19 protein-coding genes are annotated in these 22,577 nt (G+C 48.9%); 5 read left to right on the top strand and 14 right to left on the bottom strand.

Annotated features, from left to right (window positions below):
• Window positions 1-7: 7 nt before the first annotated feature.
• The 7 genes from rplM to PF479_RS12915 form a co-directional block, all read right to left on the bottom strand.
• Window positions 8-436 (bottom strand): 50S ribosomal protein L13, encoded by a 429-nt coding sequence (rplM, locus tag PF479_RS12945; RefSeq protein WP_298007286.1) that lies wholly within the window; start codon window positions 434-436, stop codon window positions 8-10.
• A gap of 199 nt (window positions 437-635) precedes the next feature.
• Entirely contained in the window at window positions 636-926 is a 291-nt protein-coding gene (locus tag PF479_RS12940) for a hypothetical protein (RefSeq protein WP_298007285.1), read from the bottom strand.
• Window positions 926-1,705: a hypothetical protein gene (locus tag PF479_RS12935; protein ID WP_298007284.1), complete on the bottom strand. Its 780-nt coding sequence runs from the start codon at window positions 1,703-1,705 to the stop codon at window positions 926-928. Before PF479_RS12935 ends, PF479_RS12940 begins: the two co-directional genes overlap by 1 nt.
• 67 nt (window positions 1,706-1,772) lie before the next feature.
• Window positions 1,773-3,884: an ATP-dependent helicase gene (locus PF479_RS12930; protein WP_298007283.1), complete on the bottom strand. Its 2,112-nt coding sequence runs from the start codon at window positions 3,882-3,884 to the stop codon at window positions 1,773-1,775.
• Window positions 3,881-5,257 carry a 30S ribosomal protein S12 methylthiotransferase RimO gene (rimO, locus tag PF479_RS12925; RefSeq protein ID WP_298007282.1) on the bottom strand — a complete coding sequence of 459 codons (1,377 nt, stop codon included), beginning with the start codon at window positions 5,255-5,257 and terminating at the stop codon, window positions 3,881-3,883. Before rimO ends, PF479_RS12930 begins: the two co-directional genes overlap by 4 nt.
• Window positions 5,214-6,275: a helix-turn-helix domain-containing protein gene (locus PF479_RS12920; RefSeq protein ID WP_298007281.1), complete on the bottom strand. Its 1,062-nt coding sequence runs from the start codon at window positions 6,273-6,275 to the stop codon at window positions 5,214-5,216. Before PF479_RS12920 ends, rimO begins: the two co-directional genes overlap by 44 nt.
• 6 nt (window positions 6,276-6,281) lie before the next feature.
• Window positions 6,282-6,953: an outer-membrane lipoprotein carrier protein LolA gene (locus PF479_RS12915; RefSeq protein WP_298007280.1), complete on the bottom strand. Its 672-nt coding sequence runs from the start codon at window positions 6,951-6,953 to the stop codon at window positions 6,282-6,284.
• A gap of 118 nt (window positions 6,954-7,071) precedes the next feature.
• On the opposite strand from PF479_RS12915, the gene pyrH reads away from it, so the two are divergent.
• Window positions 7,072-7,767, top strand: a complete 696-nt coding sequence (pyrH, locus tag PF479_RS12910; protein ID WP_298007279.1) for a UMP kinase — start codon at window positions 7,072-7,074, stop codon at window positions 7,765-7,767.
• A 14-nt stretch (window positions 7,768-7,781) separates the two neighbouring features.
• Here the strand turns inward: pyrH and PF479_RS12905 are convergent, their stop codons facing one another.
• Window positions 7,782-8,729, bottom strand: coding sequence for a radical SAM protein (locus PF479_RS12905; protein WP_298007278.1), 948 nt, complete (start codon window positions 8,727-8,729; stop codon window positions 7,782-7,784).
• A gap of 60 nt (window positions 8,730-8,789) precedes the next feature.
• Window positions 8,790-9,776, bottom strand: coding sequence for a LacI family DNA-binding transcriptional regulator (locus tag PF479_RS12900; protein ID WP_298007276.1), 987 nt, complete (start codon window positions 9,774-9,776; stop codon window positions 8,790-8,792).
• 193 nt (window positions 9,777-9,969) lie between these two features.
• On the opposite strand from PF479_RS12900, the gene PF479_RS12895 reads away from it, so the two are divergent.
• A complete protein-coding gene (locus tag PF479_RS12895; RefSeq protein WP_298007274.1) occupies window positions 9,970-11,337 on the top strand; it encodes an alpha-glucosidase in 1,368 nt (455 codons plus the stop codon).
• A gap of 78 nt (window positions 11,338-11,415) precedes the next feature.
• Here the strand turns inward: PF479_RS12895 and PF479_RS12890 are convergent, their stop codons facing one another.
• Both PF479_RS12890 and ptsP read right to left on the bottom strand, forming a co-directional pair.
• Window positions 11,416-12,360, bottom strand: coding sequence for a lipase family protein (locus PF479_RS12890; RefSeq protein ID WP_298007272.1), 945 nt, complete (start codon window positions 12,358-12,360; stop codon window positions 11,416-11,418).
• 99 nt (window positions 12,361-12,459) lie between these two features.
• On the bottom strand, window positions 12,460-14,721 hold the full coding sequence (gene ptsP, locus PF479_RS12885) for a phosphoenolpyruvate--protein phosphotransferase (RefSeq protein WP_298007270.1): 2,262 nt from the start codon (window positions 14,719-14,721) through the stop codon (window positions 12,460-12,462).
• 126 nt (window positions 14,722-14,847) lie between these two features.
• On the opposite strand from ptsP, the gene PF479_RS12880 reads away from it, so the two are divergent.
• A complete protein-coding gene (locus PF479_RS12880; protein ID WP_298007268.1) occupies window positions 14,848-16,431 on the top strand; it encodes a glycoside hydrolase family 3 N-terminal domain-containing protein in 1,584 nt (527 codons plus the stop codon).
• A 10-nt stretch (window positions 16,432-16,441) separates the two neighbouring features.
• Here the strand turns inward: PF479_RS12880 and PF479_RS12875 are convergent, their stop codons facing one another.
• Window positions 16,442-16,858 carry a hypothetical protein gene (locus PF479_RS12875; RefSeq protein WP_298007266.1) on the bottom strand — a complete coding sequence of 139 codons (417 nt, stop codon included), beginning with the start codon at window positions 16,856-16,858 and terminating at the stop codon, window positions 16,442-16,444.
• Between the two features lie 119 nt (window positions 16,859-16,977).
• Here PF479_RS12875 and PF479_RS12870 point away from each other — a divergent pair, with 119 nt between their 5' ends.
• Both PF479_RS12870 and PF479_RS12865 read left to right on the top strand, forming a co-directional pair.
• On the top strand, window positions 16,978-18,588 hold the full coding sequence (locus PF479_RS12870) for a methyl-accepting chemotaxis protein (protein ID WP_298007264.1): 1,611 nt from the start codon (window positions 16,978-16,980) through the stop codon (window positions 18,586-18,588).
• Between the two features lie 42 nt (window positions 18,589-18,630).
• Window positions 18,631-19,497 carry a S1-like domain-containing RNA-binding protein gene (locus tag PF479_RS12865; protein ID WP_298007261.1) on the top strand — a complete coding sequence of 289 codons (867 nt, stop codon included), beginning with the start codon at window positions 18,631-18,633 and terminating at the stop codon, window positions 19,495-19,497.
• Between the two features lie 53 nt (window positions 19,498-19,550).
• On the opposite strand, the gene PF479_RS12860 is transcribed toward PF479_RS12865, so the two are convergent.
• Together PF479_RS12860 and PF479_RS12855 are read right to left on the bottom strand one after the other, a co-directional pair.
• A complete protein-coding gene (locus PF479_RS12860; RefSeq protein ID WP_298007258.1) occupies window positions 19,551-21,428 on the bottom strand; it encodes a long-chain fatty acid--CoA ligase in 1,878 nt (625 codons plus the stop codon).
• Between the two features lie 189 nt (window positions 21,429-21,617).
• Window positions 21,618-22,565 (bottom strand): LEA type 2 family protein, encoded by a 948-nt coding sequence (locus PF479_RS12855; protein WP_298007254.1) that lies wholly within the window; start codon window positions 22,563-22,565, stop codon window positions 21,618-21,620.
• Window positions 22,566-22,577: the final 12 nt, after the last annotated feature.

Raw genomic sequence — 22,577 nt, 5'->3', positions numbered from 1 at the left:
CTCTCCCTTACATCTCAATCTTAATAGGCTGCTGAGCGGCATGGGGATGAACCGCACCGGCATACACTTTCACATTGGTAAAAAGTTTATTTCCAAGGGTTCCTTTCGGAAGCATCCCCTTGATTGCTTTTTCCATGGGTGCAGTGGGTTTCCTGGCAACCAGCTTTTCGTAATTTTCAGACTTCAGTCCACCAAGGAATCCTGAATGACGATAATACATCTTGTCTGATCTTTTCTTTCCTGAGAGCGTAACTTCAGTTGCATTCACAACGATTACATAGTCACCTACTTCCTGATGAGGAGTGTAGAATGCCTTGTTCTTTCCTCTCAAAATGTCAGCGGCTTTTACAGCAACACGACCAAGAGGCTGACCAGCTGCATCAATGATGAACCATTTGCGCTCAATTTCTAGTGGTTTAACAAATATTGTTTTCATTTCTTTCTCTGCCTTACTTTAAAGGGTCTTTTATATAGTCGTAACGGGTTCGTCAGTTTCACACAATCTTATAAACTTGTCAATACAGAATTTGATACAATAAAAGAGTTTAAAGATTTTTCCTCTAGACCCATTTCTGTGGTGTGAGAAGGTCAAATCCAGGGATTTGAGCCGCTCATCTGAATCCCCTGCACCAACTCTAATACTGTCTGTTTCTGTATATGTAGAATCCGAAACCGATGGCATACAGGACATAGGGAAGAAGCTGAAGCAAACCAAACCAGAGGGGAATATCCATGCTGCCTGAATTCAGGGACAGGATGCCTACCTTGGAGAGGATTTCAATCAGCAGAGTGCAAAAAGAGACCAGAATCCCTGTAATGATAAAGAGCCACGACTCTTCTCTGGTCCGGGACCAGACCCAGATAGCCAGAAAGGAAGCAAAAAAACTAACTGCTGCGCGCCCTATGAGTAAAACCGTATCTGTCATTATAGACCTCCAAAAAACTGTTTCAGAAGTTTCAGATCTCCGCTGGTCTGAATTCCCGGCAGGATACAGGGAAGATCAGGACTGGGAGAGAGGAGGATTCCAAGCTCCAGGGCTTCTGTAAACAATGTACTATAATTCTCGGCATTTCCTGACCAGAGACAATAGGGACCTTGCTGCGTCCAGGGGCTTCCTTCAGGGATGATGAAAGGAGGAAACGGGACCGATCCCTCCAGGTTTTTTTTTAATACCCAGACACAGCGGGTCAGGGCACCGGCGATAAGGGCCGAGGGAAGATCCCCCGGAGGAAGAGTCTCGTCCCGCGATGCAATGAGTCTTCCATACTCCAGCCCCGGCAGGGGGATAAGCATTTCGACACTCTCGGCATCCAGGGGCCATGCCAGTCCCGGACGCCAGAGCATGCAAGAGCCCTCTTTCTGATAGAGGGGGTCAATGGCCGCAGGGAGAACCTCACTGTGGGCCGAACGGTAGTATCTTATACTGGTATGACCATGACTGCCCGGGAGGATGGCCTTGAGGGCCGTGAGGGCCTTGAGCAGCTTCCCCTCCTCTGATCCCGGATAAGCGGCGTATACACCTCGGCTCACAATATTTTTAATCTCCAGAGACAAGCCTTCCGGACGGTGTCCAAGCCAGGCAAGACCACCCTCCAGGTACATGTCAAGGAAGCGTTTTCCCGATGCATCGTAAAGATGAAACTCCCGGGCCCGCCTGATCGCCGGCAGCCGGCGCAGCAATTCCTGATCTTTTAATTGAATCACCAAGTCTCCTTGTATTACAGAAACTGATATGCAGTCTCTGTACTTTTAATCGCTATAAGCCTTGGGGCTAAGGGCCCAGCTTTTCCAGTTGAAACCCGGAGAATTCGGGCAAAAATGTCATAGAGTGGCCTGTTTCAAAAGCCACCTGAATCACAAGATGTCCTCCATTCTGGACGTTCCGGATCACTTCTCCGGTACCATAATCCTCATGATAGATCCTTGTACCCGGAGGATAATCGGACTCAAACCCTAAGTTTCCCAAACCGAATGAAGCCGAGGGAGCATTTCCCTGTGACTCAATATGATCTTCGGGAAGTTCCTCTAAAAACCGGCTGGGAGAGGCCTGATCGGTCTTCCCGTAGAGCATACGCCTCCGGCAGGAGGTCAGAAAGAGTTCTTTCCGGGCTCGGGTTATACTGACATAGAAGAGGCGCCGCTCTTCTTCAATTTCATCTTCATCGTCGCTGTCCCCGCCTCTGGGGAAGAGACCTTCTTCCATACCAGTGATAAAAACCCGATCAAACTCCAGGCCTTTAGTATTGTGCATGGTGATCAGAGTCACCCTGTTGGTATCTGTCTCTTCTTCTTCCAGAGAGGCCTGGTCCAATTCTATCAATTCAAGGAATTCAGCCAGACCTTCTGCGTTCGCAGGATAGTCTGTTGCTGCGGTGACAAGCTCTTCCAGGTTCTTGACCCGCTGGGTATTCTCCACCTTATCCTGCTGTTTGTAATGCTCCAGAAGGCCCGATTCCTGTATCAGTTCCTTCAAGAACTGTCCCAGATTTTCCTGAAGAGGCAGGAGTTCTTTCATCTTATCCAGAAGACCGACCAGGGAAACAACCCCTTTTCCGGCTTTCCCCTTCACCTTTGTCCGGGATTCCCGAAGGGCCTCTTCCAGATTCTGAGAGAGAAGGAAATCGCCATCCCCTTTGAGTATCTTCCGCAGGGATACGGCCCCGATTCCCCGGGAAGGCTTATTGATAATGCGCCGGAAAGCCACCTCATCAGCGGGGTTGCTTAAAAAGCTGAGGTAAGCCAGTGAATCTTTGACCTCTTCCCGGCTGTAAAAGCTGAGAGTGCCTACAAGGCGGTAATTGATAGAGTGTTTGCGCAGAATCTGTTCAAAAACACGGGACTGTGCGTTGGTTCTGTAAAGGATGGCCGATTGGAACCACTGCCCATCGGCCAGCTGACGGGCACAGAACTCGGCCTCTTCATTCTGATTATCCAGGTAGACAAGCCGGGGTTTCAATCCTTCCTCCTGGCGGGTCCAGAGGTTTTTCCCCAGGCGTCCTTTGTTATAGGCCACCACATGGGAGGCTACTGCCAGGATATGCCCTGTAGATCGATAATTTTCTTCCAGTTTAATGACCTTCGTAGCGGGAAACTGATCCTGAAATCCCAGAATATTCTCAACTTCCGCCCCTCTGAAGCGGTAGATAGACTGATCGTCATCTCCCACGACGCAGAGCCAGGTCTGGGGAGACACCAGCTGCTGAAGCAGCTGAAACTGAGCCTTGTTGGAGTCTTGATATTCATCCACCAGTATGACCTGGAAGCGCTGCTGCAGCCGTTGCCGTATCTCCGGATTCTCCGCCAGCAGACGGCGGGACAGGTATATAAGGTCTCCAAAGTCGGCATTGCCGATGCTCCGCAGACGATCTTCGTACTCTTTGTAGTACCTGGGAAAGTCAAGATCCGCCGAGATATGACCCAGGTCATCATCGGGAGACAGGCATTCATCCTTGGCACGGGAGATATTTCGGGCAATGAGACGGAGTTCATTCCGGGGGAGCTCTTCAAACAGGGTTTTCAGGAGCCCCACCGAGTCGTCGTCATCATAGATGGTAAAGCTGCTCTTCAAGCCCAGGGGAGCCCCGTTCCGGCGGAGGAGCCAGGCACCGAAGGAGTGAAATGTCCTGATCATGGTACTCTCAGATCCTGGAACCAGAGACATCACACGCTCTCTCATTTCAGAGGCGGCCTTATTGGTAAAGGTAACCGCCAGGATGGACCAGGGGGCAAAACCCAGTTTTTCCACCAGGTAGGCTATCCGGGTGGTCACGACCCTTGTTTTCCCCGAGCCCGCCCCGGCCAGAATCAGGAGGGGTTCCTTTTCATGAAGGACGGCTTTTTTCTGTTCATCATTGAGAGAAGAAAGCCACTCGGGTTCCTTCATACCTGATTCACCTGACTTTCCAGGAGGACTGCTTCGAGATCCACCCCATTGCGTTTGATGATCCGGGCTCTCACCACATGACCCGGTTCAAGGCCCTCGGCGCGGAGTACAACCAGACCGTCGACTTCGGGAGCCTGAAAACTGGAACGGCTCAGATAAAGGGATTCCTCCCCCACTTTTTCTTCGACAATCAGAGTCAGTTCTTTCCCGACAAAGCGGTCCATCTGTTCTTCCGAGATGACCTGCTGCAGTTCTTCCAGCTCACTCTTGCGGCCTTTGGATTTGCGAAGGGACAATTTTGTTCCCAGAGAGCCTCTATAATTGTAGGCTTCCGTCCCTTCTTCCCGGGAATAGAGAAAAAATCCAGCCCAGTCCAGCCGGGCTTCTTTCATAAACCGTTTCAACTCGGCAAAAGACTTGTTTGTCTCACCGGGAAATCCGGCCATGATGGAGGAACGGATCACACCCTCGGGAAATTCGTCCCTCAGGGTCTTTACCAGATTAAGATAGGTTTCTCTGTCACCCTTACGGCCCATTTTGGCCAGGATATTCCGATCCCCATGCTGAAAGGGAATATCGAAATAGGGAAGAATCCGGGGGTCTGCCTTCATGAGGGGCAGTATCTCCATGGGAAAATGATCGGGGTGGATATAGAGCAGACGCAGCCAGAACTCCCCTTTCATAGAAGAAATAGCTTCCAGGAGCTCTTTCAGCTGCCGTTTTCCCCTGTCCAGACCAAAATTGGCCAGATCCTGAGCCACAAGATTGATCTCAAAGATCCCCTTATTCAACAGATCCCTGATTTCCTCAAGGATGTCTTCCATGTTCCGGCTCTGCAGATCCCCCTTGATCAGGGGGATGGCACAGAATTTACAACGATTGTTGCACCCTTCCGAGATTTTAACAAAAGCCGAGCCCTTGAAGTTGAAAAAATCACTCCTCATGGGTGCGGATAAATCCGCCTCGGGCATATACACCGGTTTCTCTCCAGCCAGTATCCCCGGCAGGATTCCCGAAATTTTGGCAGGCGCTCTGTTTCCAAAGACACCGTCCAACTCGGGTATCATTTTGAGAAGTTCTTCATTGTACCTCTGGGCAAAACAGCCGGCGGCCAGGACCTTTCGATCGGGATAAGCCTGCCTGTAATCAAAGATAGTCTGTATGGATTCTTCTTTGGCGGACTGAATAAATCCGCATGTATTGACAATTAAAAGCTCAGCCCTGTCCGGACTGTCGCAGTACTCCCACCCGGCATTTTTAAGAGCCGCAATGATGGTTTCCGCATCAACCTGATTTTTAGAACAACCGAGATTCTCTACATAAAAGGTTTTACTGGACAGGGAAGAGGACGAGGTCGTATTTTCCTTCATCATTCTTCACCCACTTTATAAATTTTACTGCTACTTCGCCGATTTTACCGGGAACCAAGCCGACACCGGAGATCTTGATAGACACATCCCCTCCGGAGGATAAACTGAGCAACAGGGAGTTGCTGACATCCAGACGGATACGGTCTCCATCCCTGTAAAACTTTTCGACAACCTCTCCATCGTCGGCCTGATAACGGAAGAGGCAGTACCCGTTGAAGAGGGTATTCAGAGTAAAATCCTCGGGAGCCGATCGGCCTGCCAGAAGGATCGTTTCCCTCCCTTCCAGGACGGGTAAAACCACCGGAGCATCAACGATCGGTTCATCGTGAACAACAGTCACGTCTGTACGTTCAACAATCAGCATGGCACCGTTCTCATCGAGGGAGCTCAATCTGAATCCTATGACGGGGATACCATCCCCCCCGGGTAGAATCTTCTCATCTCCCACAGAAAGAATCAGTTCGCTTCCTCCATCCACAGGCTGAATGGACAAATGTTTATTTTCAACAGAGACGACCATATGAAGTTCTCCCTTTTCATAGGAGATCAGGATTTCATCATTGCTGTGAAGGTTCCACTGAGCCACATTCTCATCCAGGCGGTATTTCAGAGCTTCCCGAACCGGATTTTTGACGGTCTCTACGGGTCGGTCCTTCAGAGTAGCCTGTAGAGAGAACCATCCCCCAAGGCCCAAAACGGCCAGAACAAAGATGAGAACAATAAGCCTGACAGGAACGCGACGCCCCCTTGGCTGCCCCACAAGTTCTTCCAGAGGTGCGGGCTCCTCACTGATTTTATAGTTCTTATACTGGGCAACTGTTTTATCAGTATCCAGTCCGAGGTATTCTGAATAATTGCGCAAAAATCCCAGAAGGTAGGTCTCCGCCGGAAAAGCATCAAATTGTTCATCTTCTAAAGCGGAGAGGTATTCACGGGAAATATTCGTATCCTGGGAGACCTGCTTAACTGTCACTCCCTTTGTTTCCCTAGCTTCTCTTAGTGTATCACCAATGGATTTCATATAACCTCAATTTTCCGGTTCAAAAAGAAAGTTCTCAATGGAGTTCCCTTCTGGTGGACTCTTGTAATCAAATCGGGCATCCGGAATGCCTATGTTTGTTTCCAAATTAGTAAAGTCGAAGATGATCCGATCCAGGGTCGTTGTCACCCCTTCAATCCTGCGGATCAGATTGTTCTGACCGATGGAAATGTGGAGTTCCCTGAATCCCTCACTGCTGTTCCGCCAGTTGAGTTTCAATTTAATCACCATTTCTTCAGAACCATTGTCCAGAGGAACAGCTTCGGGTCCGGAATCATACCCGATGCTGTAATTCTTCTTCATCAGTTCCAGCCCCTGGGAATTTGCCATTCCTGCCAGGGTTGATTCCGAGTGAGCCTTGAGAGGCTGTACAAAAGCCACCCTGTATTCAGGAAGATAGAGCTCCAGTTTTTCATCGTTTACATTCAGAACCTGCCCTTCGGGGACCGAAAAATCGAGTCTCATCTTATTAGGGCTCTTATAGGAAATCCGCGCTATCTGTTTCAAATCTCCACGGCTGATAACGAGGTCGCCTTCGTAATCACGAATGCTTCCATAAGTTTCAGATATTCTATCAAAGTATTTTTCAGCCGTTTCCTGAGCAGAAGCGGAGGTAATCCCTGCCAGAAGCAGGAACAGCGCTGCCAGTAATCTATTCATATAGTTTAATATACCCTGATTTCACGGGGAACTGTCAAGGTAAGGAAGAACTTCCGGGTATAGCTCCATCCGAATCTTTGTAATATGATAGATCCATATTATCAGGGAGTATGAAACAGTGGATAAAATACAAATACTTGATTTGGGCGGCTCAATTGTAGCACCGGAAGTCATAGACACAAAGTTCCTTCAAAAAATGAGAAATTTCCTTCTATCCTGGCTGGATGAAGACGAAGAACGCAGGCTTATATTGATCATTGGAGGGGGAGCACCGGCTCGAAAATATCAGACAGCCTTCAGAGAGACTGATTCAAACTCGGCTGAAGCGGAACTCGACTGGATAGGGATCATGGCCACGAGGCTGAATGCACAGCTGATGAAAGCCGTCATGGGGTCAGCCTGCCAGGACCCGGTTGTCACCGATCCTACACATATCAAATCCATGAAGGGGCGTGTCCTTGTAGCAGCAGGCTGGAAACCGGGTTTCTCCACTGACTATGATGCCGTACTTTTAGCAGAAAACTTCAAGGCCCGTACCATCTTGAACCTATCCAACATAAAGAAGGTCTATTCGGCAGATCCCAACCTTGACCCCGATGCGATTCCTCTGGACAGCCTGAGCTGGGAGGAATACCAGCAGATGTGCGGCCATACCTGGACTCCCGGCAAAAACACTCCTTTTGATCCTGTGGCTACCCGAAAAGCACGGGACCTCAAGCTGAAGGTGATTGCCGCCGACGGCAGAGACCTGGATAATCTTAAAAATATTTTTTACGGCCTGAACTTTACCGGCACCGTCATCGGTCCGGAATAGTCCTGGAATCAGTCCTACACAAATCCATCTTTCCAGTGCCAGAGGGGGCTGGAAAGATCAGATGAAAATGGATTTATCCTGTTAAAATCGGGCAACCAGTCACTGCCTGTAACCCAATCCTGGATAAATCCGTCATCCAGATCATTCTCATACAGCATTTCAACCACCTGATCATACTCATCACCACTGAGAAACCTGTCAGGATGCGCCTCCGGATAGTCGGGAGTGACGACTGGAGTGTACTGGCTCATGATGGACAACATGGCCCGTCCTTTCAGATTCTTTGCAAACCATTTCAAGACTTCCGCCGTTGATTCAAGCTCTCCCGGCAAAACCAGATGGCGCAGTAGAAGTCCCTGCTTCATCACACCTCGCTCATCAAGGACGAGGGGCTTGCGGTCTGCCATTTCAAGGAGCAGCGGCTCAGCCACAGAAGGATAATTTTTATAGTGGTAATACTCCTTTGCAACCCTTTTATCCAGAGTCTTTAAATCGGGGAGGAAGATATCGATAAGGGGGAAGATGCCCTTCATGGCTTCTTTCATCTCCTGACCGGAAGAGTTCCAGACCAGAGGAAATCCCTCATCCCTGACAAGGGGCAGAATCTCCACCAGAGTCGGGATATATGGGGAAGGTGTCACCAGGTTCAAATTTTCTGCACCTCTCTCTCTCAGGGCCCGAACAATCTTCAGAAAGTCAGCATCTTCAAGCTCTCGTCCCATACCCTGCCGGCTGATCTGAAAATTCTGGCAGAAGGGACAGCCCAGGGTACATCCTGTGAAGAAAACAGTCCCGCTGCCTCCTTTTCCTGTAATGGGGGGTTCCTCTCCAAAATGGAGTCCAGCCCAGGCCAGTTTTAACTTATCCGATGATTTGCAGTATCCAAGCGTCCTGTACCGATCAACGCAGCAGTCCCTGCCGCAGAGGGTACAGAAACGATATCCCTCTTTTTTCCTATCCATAAGCTCTATTTGACAGGACAACAGACAGCTTAGTCAACTGTGCAGTCTTGGAATGGATGATCATGTGGTCTGCCGTTCCACCAGGACCGGGGTCATTGTGACTTCCCCCGGATATTCCGGCGGCAGGACAGCATCCCGGCATTGAATCAGGTGATCCACCACGGTTTTGGCTTTTGCCGGAATAAATTGTTTCATCGTTGTCAGATTCATTGTAGAGGCCATTCGAATATCATCAAAACCCATGACAGCGATGTCTTCGGGTATGCGAATTTTCTGTTTGCGGCAGTACTCCAGACCTCCGATAGCCATGGTGTCGCTGGTGAAAAATAGAGCATCCAGATCATGGTCCCTTAAAATCCTTTCGGTACAGGCTGATCCGCCTGCAGGAGAAATGCGGCTGTATTCCTGAGGGATTTGATCTGCCCTCACTCCCCGTCCCTCCAGAGCCTTCAAAAACCCTGTCCGCCGGTCTTCCTGAATGTTGTTGTTCTCATTATTCCACATGATAATTCCCGGTCGGCGGTATCCCTTTTTCCATAGGTATTCGGCCGCATCAAAACCGCCCAGATAATTATTATTGAGAACAGAAAAACAGTAGGGACAGCGGGAATGAACCACGGCACAGTGAATGTTCCGCTCCTGCAAATAGTGAAAGGCCCGTTCATCCACATCCATATTGACTAGAACAGCCATATCCACCAGACCGGCCCAGCGGCTGTCTCTGTTCAGCAGGACCGAGAGAGAGCGCTCTTCCCCGCTGTTTATCAAAAGAGGATATATTCCATGGGGAGAAATTTCCTCCTCCAGGGCCAGGATCAAATCCATGGCGAACTCACTGTACATCTGAGGGGTCACCACCCCTAGAACCCCCTTTTTATCGGATACGGAAGCCTTGTAACCCGGCTTGTATCCCAGCTCCCGCATGACCCCATAGACAGCCTCTCTTGTTTCAGAATTGACATGATCCGGTTCGTTCACCACACGGCTGACCGTACTGATGCTGACTCCCGACAGTCGGGCTATTTCTTTCAAGCGTACTTTTCCCATAGAAAGAATCCTATCCTGAGCGCTTGGAGCTGTCAATTTTATTTTCACTATTTTCATACTATTTTTCATATTATTTCATAATATATGAGTAATTTTCAGAAATTATCATTGATATCTTGATTAAACAGATTTAATATGGTTTTTGAGGGTCAGATCTCTGCCTCAATATCACAATAGAATAAGGATCTTTTTTATGACAAAGAAAATCGTACTTGTCGGTGCCGGAAGCGCCCAGTTCGGATTAGGGACATTGGGTGACATATTCAACAGTCCTGTAATGAGGGGTTCAGAAATAACCCTGCTGGACATCAACGAAAAAGCACTGAAGTCTGTGGAAGACAGGGCTCAAGCCTTTCTGACCAGACATAAACTGGATTACAGAGTCAGCTCCAGCATGGACAGAACAAAGGCATTCCAGGATGCCGACTTTATAATAATTTCCATTGAAGTCGGCGACCGTTTCCGCCTCTGGGAAGAAGACTGGAAGGTCCCCCTACAGTATGGTGTCAATCAGGTGTATGGAGAAAACGGAGGAGCCGGGGGAGTCTTCCACGCCCTGAGAATCATTCCACCCATTCTGGAGATCTGCCGGGATGCTGTCAATATTTGTCCCGAGGCTCATATCTTCTGCTACTCCAATCCCATGACGGCCATAACCACCACGGTGCACAGGGCCTTCCCAGGCATTAAATTTACAGGACTCTGTCATGAGATTGCGTCTTTAGAGCGATACCTTCCCTCCATTCTGAAGATGCCCTTTGATCAGATGGACCTGAGTTCGGGCGGTCTAAACCACTTCAGCTGTTTACTGACTGCCAGGGACAAAAAAACCGGTCGGGACCTGTATCCTGAAATCATGGAGAAGGCTCCCCGGTTTTTTGCAGTAGAACCCGGATACAGCGACTTTTGGGATTATTACAACAAGACAGGGAAACTTATCCAGACAGAAGGAGCCAAAGAGCGGGCCGACCTGGGACTCGATAAAAGTGCCTACTCCTGGGCCGATCGAAAACTCTTCAAATTCATCATGGAGACTTATGGACTCCTGCCCATCACAGTAGACAGCCACTTTGGAGAATACATGAGCTGGGCCTGGGAAGTGGCAGACCACAGGGGCATCATCGACTTTTTTGATTTCTATAAGAAGGCACTGAGTGAGGAAGCAGAACCGGAAATTAAACTCGAAACGAGAGAACGGATTGTTCCTATCATGGAGGGCATATCCACAGACAGCGGGTATCTTGAAGCGGCGGTGAATGTGCCGAACAGGGGCTTGATCAAGGACCTTCCTGACTGGATTGCTGTCGAGGTTCCCGGAACCATCAACGCCTCCGGTGTGAAGGGAAAAGCTCTGGGCGAACTGCCCAAGGGCTTCGCCGCTCTGCTGAGAAACTATACCGGGACCTATGACCTGACTGCGGAAGCGGTCCTGACGGGTAAAAAAGATTATGTTGTTCAGGCCCTGCTGGCGAATCCTGTCGTCAACAAAGCCCTGCCTTTGAAAGATCTGGTGGGCCGAATGATATCACAGCAGCACCAGTGGCTGGGATATCTGAAATAGGATTTTTTCATTGAAATAAGAATCCCCCGGTTTTTACCGGGGGTTACCAGGAATCACTTCCGGAAGGCAATAAGGGGTCTATGATCGCTTGGAAATCAGGGCATTCCACAGTTGAACAGCATAATATATGGGATGATGATCATCCGCATTCACACCAAAATCAGCATCCAGTTCTTCCAGATAACCCCGAACCTCTTTGTGGGTTTGCTGAAGGTGATCACTGATTTTATTCAATAAATCCCGGGGCCCTCCCTCGCTGATGGGAACATTCATCTGAGACTGTTTGATCTCGTTCCGGGGGCTCTCCTGGAGCTCTTTGGGCTGAGCAATTTGTGATATATAATCCTCAACTTTAAATTGGGGCCTCTCCGTCAGCAGATCTCCAGACCCATTAATGTATTTCAAACAGCCTGTATCTTTGTAGTTGAAATTCAGAGCCGGAAGATCCAGGGGAACCAGGGGAACAGGGTCTCGGGCATGTTCATGCCTCCAGACACAACGGTTTTTGAATAACTCCACAAAGTCCTGGTCCCCCACCCGTGGGGATCCATAGAGATACAATCCTTTGGCACGGGGCAGTCTTGCAAAACACAAAGAAGCTAAAGCGCCTCCAAGGCTGTGACCGCAGATCCACAGAGGCCGTTCCGGATGGTCATCCAGCATGGATTCCAGAAAAAGGTGAAGTCCCTCATCTCCGCCCCAGACCTCCTCCAATCCCTGAAGGAATCCTTTATGAACCATGCCTCCTCCCTCAAAAGCCACAGGGAGGGCATTCAGATTCGTCAGTATTTCATGCAAAGCGGATCTGCTTTTCAGTTCTGTTCCCCGGAAAGATACTATTGCGGCCCGACTGCTCCAGGCAATCATGACTTCTGTGCCTTTTCCCTGAAAAAACCTGAATCCCTCAAAACCAGCCAGGCGATAAGCCATCCGGGCAAATCCGGGATGGCAATAAACCAGAAATGCCGACTCAGCCAGCCACCAGGCATTCACCGGAGAGTATTCCAGGTTTTCTGGTTCCATAGGAAAAGAATCACCATCCTCAAAATAAAGATAATTCATATCAGGTGGCAGAATCGGATAAGTTTTGGGGTCGGGAATATTTTTGATATTCATAGAATCTTAAAAACCATCGTTCCTGTGAGGGTATCTGAGTTCCAGTGATTTCATAAACTCATCCATCTCGGCCAGTCTGCGGATTCCCAGGATCTCATTGCGGATCTGAAGAGTCTCTTCATGAGAAAACTGAAGAAGCCTTTTCTTGACTGGTTCAATCAAGGCGGGAGACACACTTAGCTTACGGATGCCCATCCCCACCAGAACAGGGATAAGATGAGGATCTGAGGCGATATCTCCACAGACAGAGATATCCCCTCCTCCTTCCGAGGCCTCTTCGATGATGGTAGCCAGAACTCTTAACACAGTGGGATGATGGCTTCTGTAGAGATGACTCAGGTTTTCATTGGTTCTGTCCACTGCCAGAAGGTACATGATCAGGTCATTGGAACCGATAGAGAGAAAATCCGTCACTTCTGCCAGCTCCCTCACCGACATGGCTGCCGATGGCAGCTCTATCATTGCCCCTAGTTTCGGTTTCTCATTAAATGGCTCCCCCCGTTCCCTCAATTGGCGGATACAGAGTTCCAGTTCATCCCGGGCCTGCAGGACCTCTTCCACACCGGAAACCATGGGCAGCATGATGCCCAGGTCGGCCTTGGTTCCGGCTCGGAGCATAGCCCGGATCTGATCCCGGAACATTTCCAGGTTGGCCAGAGAAAAACGGATACCCCGGACACCTAAAAAGGGATTGCTTTCGGCTTCACTCCGGCCCTGCAGCAATTTATCCCCCCCGATATCAGCGGTTCTCAGGATAATGGGCTTGCCTTTCTGACTATCCACAATAGACCTGTACAGGCGGAACTGCTGCTCTTCCGACAAAAAATCATTCTTGAGAATAAAGGGGAATTCACTCCGATAGAGTCCTATTCCCTCGGCACCCTCCCTCAGGGCATCTTCCGCATCCTTGAGAATGTTGATATTGGCATGAACCGAGACAGAGAGGCCGTCGGAGAGATGGCCCTTAAGGATATAGGATTCGGGAACATGCTTTTTATTCCGGGACTTTCCCCAGACCTCTTTTCTGGTTTTATCATCAGGACGGACATAAAGTTTCCCATTTGACACATCCAAAAGCAGGGGGAGTCCTTCGGGAATATTCAGCAGAGACTTATCATCACTGATGAGTAACGGAACCGAGAGAGACCGGGCCAGAATAGCAATATGAGCTGTGACACCGGCTCCCCGGAGCACAACTCCGGCAACACCCTCTACGGCCAGGCGGAACAAATCCGAGGGGAAAATGTGCCGGGCCAGAACAATTTGATCCTGATAATTGAATCCTTCCCTCTCGGGCTGGGCCATGTTGGAGAGGATACGAAAACCAAGGTCCCTCACATCCTGTGCTTTCTCGGCAAGCCGGGTTTCAATCATGGATGAAAACCGGTCGGCATAGGAACCTATGACCTTGAGAACAGCATCTGAGGCAGACAGACCCTCTGCGATTTCCTGCCTCATTTTATCCAGAAAGCTGCTGTCCTTGAGCATATACATCTGGGCCGTAAAGATCAGAGAAACCATTTCGGTGTCTCCAAAGGAGATGCTTCTCTGTATTATTTTCAGCTGGTTCTGAGAGTGGAGCAGAGCCTTTTCAAAGGCTTCTTTCTCCTTTTCAATGCTGCCGGTGTTTACAATGGTCTCCGCGACGGTGTCCATATCCGACCAGATGGGGAGGGCCTTGCCCTCCACCAGTCCTTCAGAGGCTTTCAGGCCCAGAATGACTCTGGAATCGGGAACTCTGACAAAGGCCGGTTCCTTACTTGAATGAGCCATAAAGGCGGTGGCTTCGGAAAGCATGTCTCCTAACAGGGAGGCGGCACGGCGAAGATCAGCCTTGTCCACTCCGTCAAAGGCATCTTCCCCGGAACCTGACATGATCAGAACCCCGATTTTATCAGGCCCCCGGATAATGGGAACCATAATCTTTGAGATTGTGCGGTCCTTATCATCGGGATCGGAAAAAGGGAGTATCCGGATGATATCCTCACTAAAGGCCCTTCCGATTTCTGATCCATCCAGAGAAAAGCGACGGGGTATCTTATCCCTTCCGCAGCGCCGGGTATCCCAGAACTCCCCTTTATCATATCCGACCCTGAAAAGCAGCTCACTCGAAGCCTCGTTGTAAACAAAAATGGATCCCCTGTCAGCGGCAGCCTGGGACATCAAAAGAGAGATGGCTTCTTTGAGAAATCCATCCAGTTCACCATCGGATTCGAAGAGGGAGGCTTTATTGCTTATGCTTTTCAGCGAATTAGTAAAATTTTGCACCCTTTTAATATAACGATCCCAGAGCTTAGGTTCAAATTTTCATTTAAAAATTTTATACCTCCCCCAATTCACCTGGATGGACATTCAGTGACAAAGAGATTAATAATGAGAACCTGGGAGATTAGAATGAATAAAGATCTGTTAAAAAAAGCCGGACGGATGATAGTAGCCGGAATTGACGGGACCACTGTGGGAGAACACGCCCGGTTCTGCGGGAAAGAGCTTTTCATTGGAAACTGGATACTCTTTATGCGGAATATTTCATCTCCCCCTCAGGTAAAAGAGTTGAATGAAGAATTGCGGAGCCTCACCCGGGGCAACAACGGTATGGAACCCTTCATCAGCATCGATCAGGAAGGCGGCATTGTCAGCAGACTCCACGGTGAGATGAATATTTATCCCGGAGCCATGGCCTGCGGAGCCGCAGGGGAGGGTCATGCCGCCGGGACAGCCCGCATCATGGCAGAACATCTGCACCGGATGGGCTTTAACATGAACCTGGCTCCCGTGGCGGATATCAACAGCAACCCTTTGAATCCCATCGTTGGTCCCCGCAGCTACGGGGATATACCGGAAGCCGTGGCAGATCAGATTCTGGAGCTGTGCAGGGTCCACATGGATTCGGGAATCATCCCGGTGCTCAAGCATTTTCCGGGTCATGGGGATACAGGGGTGGATTCCCATCTGGAACTGCCCACTCTTCATTTGACCCGTGAAGAACTGGAACATAGAGAGTTGATTCCCTTCATCAGAGCCATCGCTGAAGATGTTCCCGCCATCATGGTAGCCCATATGAGCATCCCCTCCCTGGATGACACAGGCACCCCCTCCTCTCTTTCTGAGAAAATCATCTCAGGGTTCCTCAGAGAGTCCCTGGGTTTTAGAGGACTGGTCCTGACAGACTGCCTGGAAATGGAAGGGATTCAGTCCTGCTGCACAACCGGAGAAGCCGTAGTGAAGGCCGTGACTGCCGGAGCAGATCTTCTGTATATATCCCACAGGGCGGAGGAGCAGGAAAAAGGAGTCAAAGCCCTCTACGACCAGCTGGTATCAGGAAAAATTCCCGAATCCAGGATCAATGAATCCCTCCGCCGGATGGAAAAGTACAAAACTCAGTACTTCCAGGAAGAAAAGCAAAGCTCCCCCCTCTCTGCCGGCTGGACTGATGAGGATAAAAACAGCTTAAGAGAGACAAGCCGCAGGAGTCTGACCGTCCTCAAAGACCGGGGATTTTTAAAACCCTCCGCCCTCAGGAACAATCCCCGTTTCCTCATCCTCCACCTCAGGCGGCCCGAACAGTTTATCGGTGAGAATACAGTCGCCGGCGGTGATCCGGCACAGATTCTTAAAAAAGCCTTTCCAAAGGCAGTTTTTCGCACAATGAAACCAGAAGATATCAAAAAAGAAATCAGCAAGGCCCCGATTAGAGCAGAAGAGTGGGAGAAAATTCTGATTGTCTGCTCCGACCTTTTCCGCTTTGCGGAAGCCATGGACTTTGTCCGCAACCTCCTCAAATCAGAAACATCCTGTGCTGTCGCCGTCATGAGAACGCCCTATGAGGGAGGGGAGTTTACCCGGGCGGATGCCCTTATCCTGACCTATGAGGATACACCGTCGGCCTATACGAGCCTGGCAGAATTTTTAAATGGAGAGTTCACGGCTAGAGGGGTCTGTCCGGTCAAGATCCCGGGACTCGAATCACTTCAGTGATGAATTCATTTCAGGAACCAACAAAACGGCTGTAATGATCCACCGCCTGGGCCGCGGTCATGTCAGGAATAGCGGTCTTCATATAATGCCAGTGCTCCGAGATGGACAGATAGAGTTCCAGCCTGGTCTTATCACCAAACTTCTTTTGATACTCCGGCTGTTCCGCAATACGGCTGATGGGCTGCCATACTTCCAAAAACCAGGATTCAAGGGCCTCCAGCCAGGGGATATCGTCATTGGCCTCTTTGCATAAGAGGTAGCGGTGAACCTCGATGTGGTTCAGCAGAGACTGGCGTTCATGGTCTTTCAGGGTTTTAAGATCAAACCATTTTTTTTCAAGAAGCATCTGCTCCACAGGATTACTATTATTACTCATACCCAGATTATGCATCAATACGGGGAGGATTTCCAGAACCTGATGGTCCATTTTATTCTGACCATTCAGATTTCAGGTCACTCCCACATTTCAATGGTATAACCATCCTATCTGTGGTAAATTAAAAACTAATTAAAAAGATAATGATCCCCTGGAAAGAGGTTGAATCCATGCTCAGAAGAATCCTAACCATCTACGATCAGCACAGTGATATAACTGTCCGGTTTCGTTCCAAAGCCCTTCTAAAGGTTGATCTGGCTTCCATTATTTTATTTTCCTGCTTTACAATCTTCAATATTGTGGAAGGCAGGATCTTAAAAGCAGTCATTGAGACCTTCCTTGTCCTCCTGTTTATCGCCAATATAATCATGCTGAAAAAAGGGATGTACAAAGCGGCGGTCAATGTGATTCTGTCGATTTGTTTCTCCGCGGCCATACTGATCACAATCAGTAATCCTGTTGCTATTCAGTATGAGGGATACATGATTTTCACCTATGCCATGCCCACCCTGTTGGCCCTGGCCCTCTTTGGATACTCTCAGGTTCAACCTTTCATATTCATCATCTGCGGCGAACTATTTCTGATGATCTCCTTCTTTTTTAGAGTTCTACCCCAGTATTCCGGGACGACAGGGGAGTTAATTTCATTCTATATTGTTCCGGTCCTTCTTTTATTGCTCTGTAACTATTTTGTTATAATGGTCATCAAAAATTCTACAGTCATCTTTGACTCACTGATGCATCAGGAGGAAGCCACCAGCCAAAGGTTCAATGAGCTCAATGCTCTGATGGGCAAGTTCAAGGAAAACCTCAGCCTGGGGAATGATTTGCATGATCTGGCAGAGAGCACAAGGGATAACGCCGAGAGCATCACCGGACGATTGCATAATATGGAATCCATTATTCAGGAACTGTCAGGACTGATGCAATCTGCCGATGAGGTTCAGCAGGATATTTTTGATGCAGGAACATCAGTCGGTCAGGTGGTAGAAACTCAAACGACTGCTATGAAAGAATCCGCTGCGGCTGTAGAGGAGATAGCCGGTTCCATTACCACTATTTCAGAAACCATGCAGACCAGGCTGGAAGCTCTGAACAGACTGAAGGAAAACTCCCGGCAGTCAGAAAAGCAAATCAAGGAGTCCGGGCGCCTTATGGATGAGATGCTGGCATCCAACAGCCGGATCAACGAAATTACAACGGTCATTGAAGATGTGGGCAGCCAGACGAACCTTCTGGCCATGAATGCCTCCATCGAAGCGGCTCATGCTGGAGAAGTCGGAAAAGGTTTTGCCGTGGTTGCCGGCGAGATCAGAAAATTGGCAGAAACGACCAATACCCAGTCTAAGCAGATCAGAGAACTACTTGAAAAAAGCAATAAAAATTCCCAATCAGCAGTCAAGCAGAGCCGGGAAGTTCTGGTGCAATTTGAACATATTATGGAGCAGATTGACGATCAGGCACAAGCCATGAATGAAGTATTTATCAGTCTGAATGAACTGGCCGGGAATGCCCGGGGGATCACCGTAAGCGTCGGAGACATGATGAGTGCGAACTCAACGGTGAATCAATCGGTAGATACAATGTCTTCCAGGATAGAGCTGGGTCATGGCAGCGTTCGTCAAACCTCCGAGATGGCCCAGAAGGTTACGGAGCTGGCGTCGAAGATCAATACGGCCACAGACGCCCTGGTCCAGGATTCGAGAACCCTGGCAGAAATCGGCAAAAAGAACACCGAAAATCTTAAAAATTTGGAAGCAGAACTGCAGATGCTCCGCTGACTTCCTGTACAGAAGGACCTGTCAGACGTATACTGAGTAGATATGAATAATGCAAATGATCCCGTACAAACCGGGCAATATCATGATTTGATCCTGGGGGGAACCAGGGGAAGATTCAAGATCCTGACTCTGGGTGAGGAAGAAATTGAGATTCCCGCCTACGAAGTTCCCGAGACATGCCGTCCGGGTGATACCCTGAAAGCATTTGTCTATCTGGATGGAAAACAGGGCCTCAAAGCGACAACAGTAAGGCCCAAAGCGGAGCTTGGTGATTTTGCCGCCCTCACAGTGAAGTCAGTGACCGATTTCGGTGTTTTTCTGGACTGGGGCATCAAAAAAGATCTCTTTGTCCCCAAGGCATTCCTCCGAAAAGACCTGGAAGAGGGAGACACGGCCCTGGTCTGTCTCATCCCCGACTTTGATAAGATGGGAGTCGTCGGCAGTTGTCAGATTGATGAATTTCTGGAAGACGACACAGCTGACTTGAAGGAACAGCAGAAGGTGGAGCTCCTGGTCTTCGGGGTCTCTGATCTGGGATTCCGGGTCATCGTCAACAATCGATACAGAGGCCTCCTCTATAGAAACGAAGTCTATGAAGAGCTGCGGATTGGAGACAGTCGTGACGGGTTTATTAAAAAGATAAGAGATGACGGCCTTGTGGATACGGCTCTCCAGCCCCAGGGATTCAAAAATGCATACAAAGACGCAGAGGCTGTGATCATGGGCGTGTTGGGCAGCAGCGGCGGCTTTCTTCCCCTTCATGATAAAAGCGACCCCGATGATATCAGGCAAACACTTCAGATGAGCAAGAAGATATTCAAGAAAACCATAGGGGTTCTCTACAAAGAGAAGAAGATTCTCATTGAAGAGGGGGGAATCAGACTCCTCAAAGAGCCTCCCCGGGAATAGACAGAAATGAGGGCTGCTCAGGCAGCCCCCTTCTTGAATTAAAACAGATTGAATTAGAAGAGAGTCTTAATTTCCTTCTTGTAGAGCTCTGTTATCGCATGACGCTTCAAATCCTGCTTCCCCGACAACTCCATACCAACCTCAAATGATTTTCTGAGAACGGCAAACTTATAAATTCTTTCAAAACTCTTAAACCCGTTCTTACTGCTGATCAGATTATTGATTTCACTGGTCAGGAGTTCCAGGATAGCATGGACATCCCTCAGGTGAATCCTGTTTTCATAAGCTAGATTATTCTCTTTGGCATAGTTCTCCAGAGCATCAAAATCAGGCACAATCAGTGCTGCCAGATATTTCTGATCCTGTCCGACAATCACAGCCTGCTCAATAAAGGGAGATTCGGTCAGCTTCTGTTCCATAGGAACAGGTTCGATGTTCTCTCCGCCCAACAGGACGATGGTGTCCTTTTCACGACCGATAATCCTCAGTTCCTGATGAACCGTCATTATCCCGAGGTCTCCTGAGCTCAGCCAACCCTCTTTATCAATGATCTGCGCCGTGGCCTCTTCTTTCTTATAGTAACCCTTCATGACCTGAGGTCCCTTCAGATAAACGACCCCCTTCTCTCCAGGCCCGGCAATCTGGCCTTTCTCATTCAGTATTTTGATTTCGGTACCCGGCCAGGCTGGTCCCACCACGTTCATGACAGGGTGCTGCTGAGGACTGAAGGCGACAACGGGAGCCGTTTCTGTCAGACCATAACCCTCCAGAAGCTGTATGCCTATGGCCTTGAAGAACTGATAGATCCGGGGAGGAAGAGCGCCTCCCCCGGAGATTCCCGCCTTGAAGCCGGTCCCGACTTTGGCTTGAATCTTACTGAAGACCAGCTTATTCCCCAGCAGTCGCAGAGGAAAAAGGAGGAGCCAGGGGATGGGGTAGAGTATGTAATAAGGAAGAGTGAAAACTTTCTTGAAATCGGCAACGCGGCCAGTCATCCGGTTCTGCAGACCCTGATGAAGAATGGCTACCTTGAGGAAGAAGTTATAGAGTATCCATGAAACTCCGCCCTTGGCTTTGATATTTCTTGAAACACCCGATTCAATGGCAGACCAGATTCTGGGCACTGAAGCCATCCACTGGGGATTCAGCTTCTGCAGGTCCATGAGCATAATTTTTCCAACGGGTTTGGAATAGGCAATGGTTGTGGCGGCTCCAATAGCGATGTACTGAATGACCCGTTCAAAAGAGTGCCACACCGGCAGAACACTCAACCAGATGTCTCCGACTTCGATATTGGCCACAGACTTGATATTCAGGACCTGATGGAGAAAATTATCATGGGTCAGCATGACCCCTTTTGGCTCCCCTGTGGTTCCGGAGGTAAAAATCAGGGTGCAGAGATCAGCTCCCCTGCCCTGGGCAATATTTTCTGCCAGAAAGTCATCGGAAGACTTCTCTCGTCCTTCTTCCAGAAGGTCTTTATAGAAGGAAATTTTCCAGGGAGTTTTCGGGAGCGTTTCGGGTTTATCGATGAGGATGACCTTCTTCAGGGAAGGCAGTTCTTTCTTGAGGGAGAGGATTTTCTCCAGCTGTTTATCAATTTCCAGAATGGCAATTGTGCAACCCGAGAATCCCAGAATATAAGACATTTCGGGGGCCATCGTATCGCATCCACGGGGAACATCGGCGGCTCCCAGAGAGACAATCGCCAGGTCCAGGATGAGCCACTCGCTGCGGTTGTCGCTGATAAAACCAACAAGATCTCCCTTCTTCACTCCCAGTTTATCAAGGCTCCAGGCCATGGAAGAGACCCTGTTGTAGACCTCTTTGTAGGTGACGGGAGTAAACTGCCCCTTTTCGTCACGGCTGTACTGACAGAGAATTTCGGGGTATTTTTCAGCTTGTTCCTGAAATAGGGATGTTATGGTCATAATCAACTCCTGCAAATATAAAATTAGAAAGGGACTCAATTTTTATTATGACATAATATCATAATTGTCATAATAAATAAAGAAATCTTTCCGGGAGAGTTCAACGAAAGATTAACGAAGAATATGAATTGGGGTGTGGTATATTTTATAGAACAGACGGGTTGAATTCGTCATTATTGAATAGAATACTCAGCGGGAGTAGGCCCCGAAAATATTGAGCAGATTACCCTCAATTGTGTCCTCTATTTTTTGAGAACTATGCTGACCTTCTATGGTGCTCGCAGGTTTGATTAATTCAATTTCTCCAGAGACATCCAGGGGCAGGTACGCGTCCTTCAAACCTTCAAGAGAAGATTCAAGAAGGGTCTGCCCCTGATAGTCATAAAAAAGGGCCTCTTCTCCAGACAAAAGATCACGCACAGTGCGGCCCATGGACAAAAATTCCAGCCGGATCTGAAATCCCATATCCCTCCACTCCTCAGAGGGAAAGAACACTGTTTCAGGGACATCCAGTTCAGCCCATTTCTGCTTATTAACCTTCAGGACCCCTTGAAACTCCTTCAAATTGATATCGAAGCTGTTGGGGTTCTGGACCTTCATCAGAATGATGATATCTGCCCCCATAAGACCAAGAGAGCTGACATATAGGCTCTCAAAACTGAAACGGGGCAGCCGAATCAGCGGGATCTGTCCTTCATGGGCCAGCTCCAGCCTCTGTTCTCCCAGGACGGGCAGTACAAAATGGAGTCCCGTCACAATTTTATAGTCCGACTCCCGGGAATCACGGATAGAAACCATGGTCTGATACATGTTCTGATAATTCAGTGTGAAGGGGATGACCAGGGAAGATTTTCCATGAGCTGCCAGGCTGACTTTGTCCTCCTGGTTCCCCCTGATAAAAGAGGCGTCATTGATAAGAAAATCATAATCAAAGCCCTCCAGGTCAATGCCCAGGGGGTTTGGATTGGTAATCAGGAGCTCCATTTCCAGAGAGATTTCATAAAAACTCAGTTCTGTGACTCTAACTTCGGTTACAGAGACCTCCGGGTCCAGGATGACAGGTTTTACGCTGGCACAAGAGGCTGCAAGAATCAAAATGAGGGTAATATACGCCAGTTTCCTGAAGAGAGGTATCATCGAAAGGAGCTC

The organism is Oceanispirochaeta sp., assembly GCF_027859075.1.
In the GTDB taxonomy this organism is placed as follows: domain Bacteria; phylum Spirochaetota; class Spirochaetia; order DSM-2461; family DSM-2461; genus Oceanispirochaeta.
The sequence above is the reverse complement of the archived record's forward strand: the minus strand, read 5'-3'. Positions and strand labels throughout refer to the sequence as shown.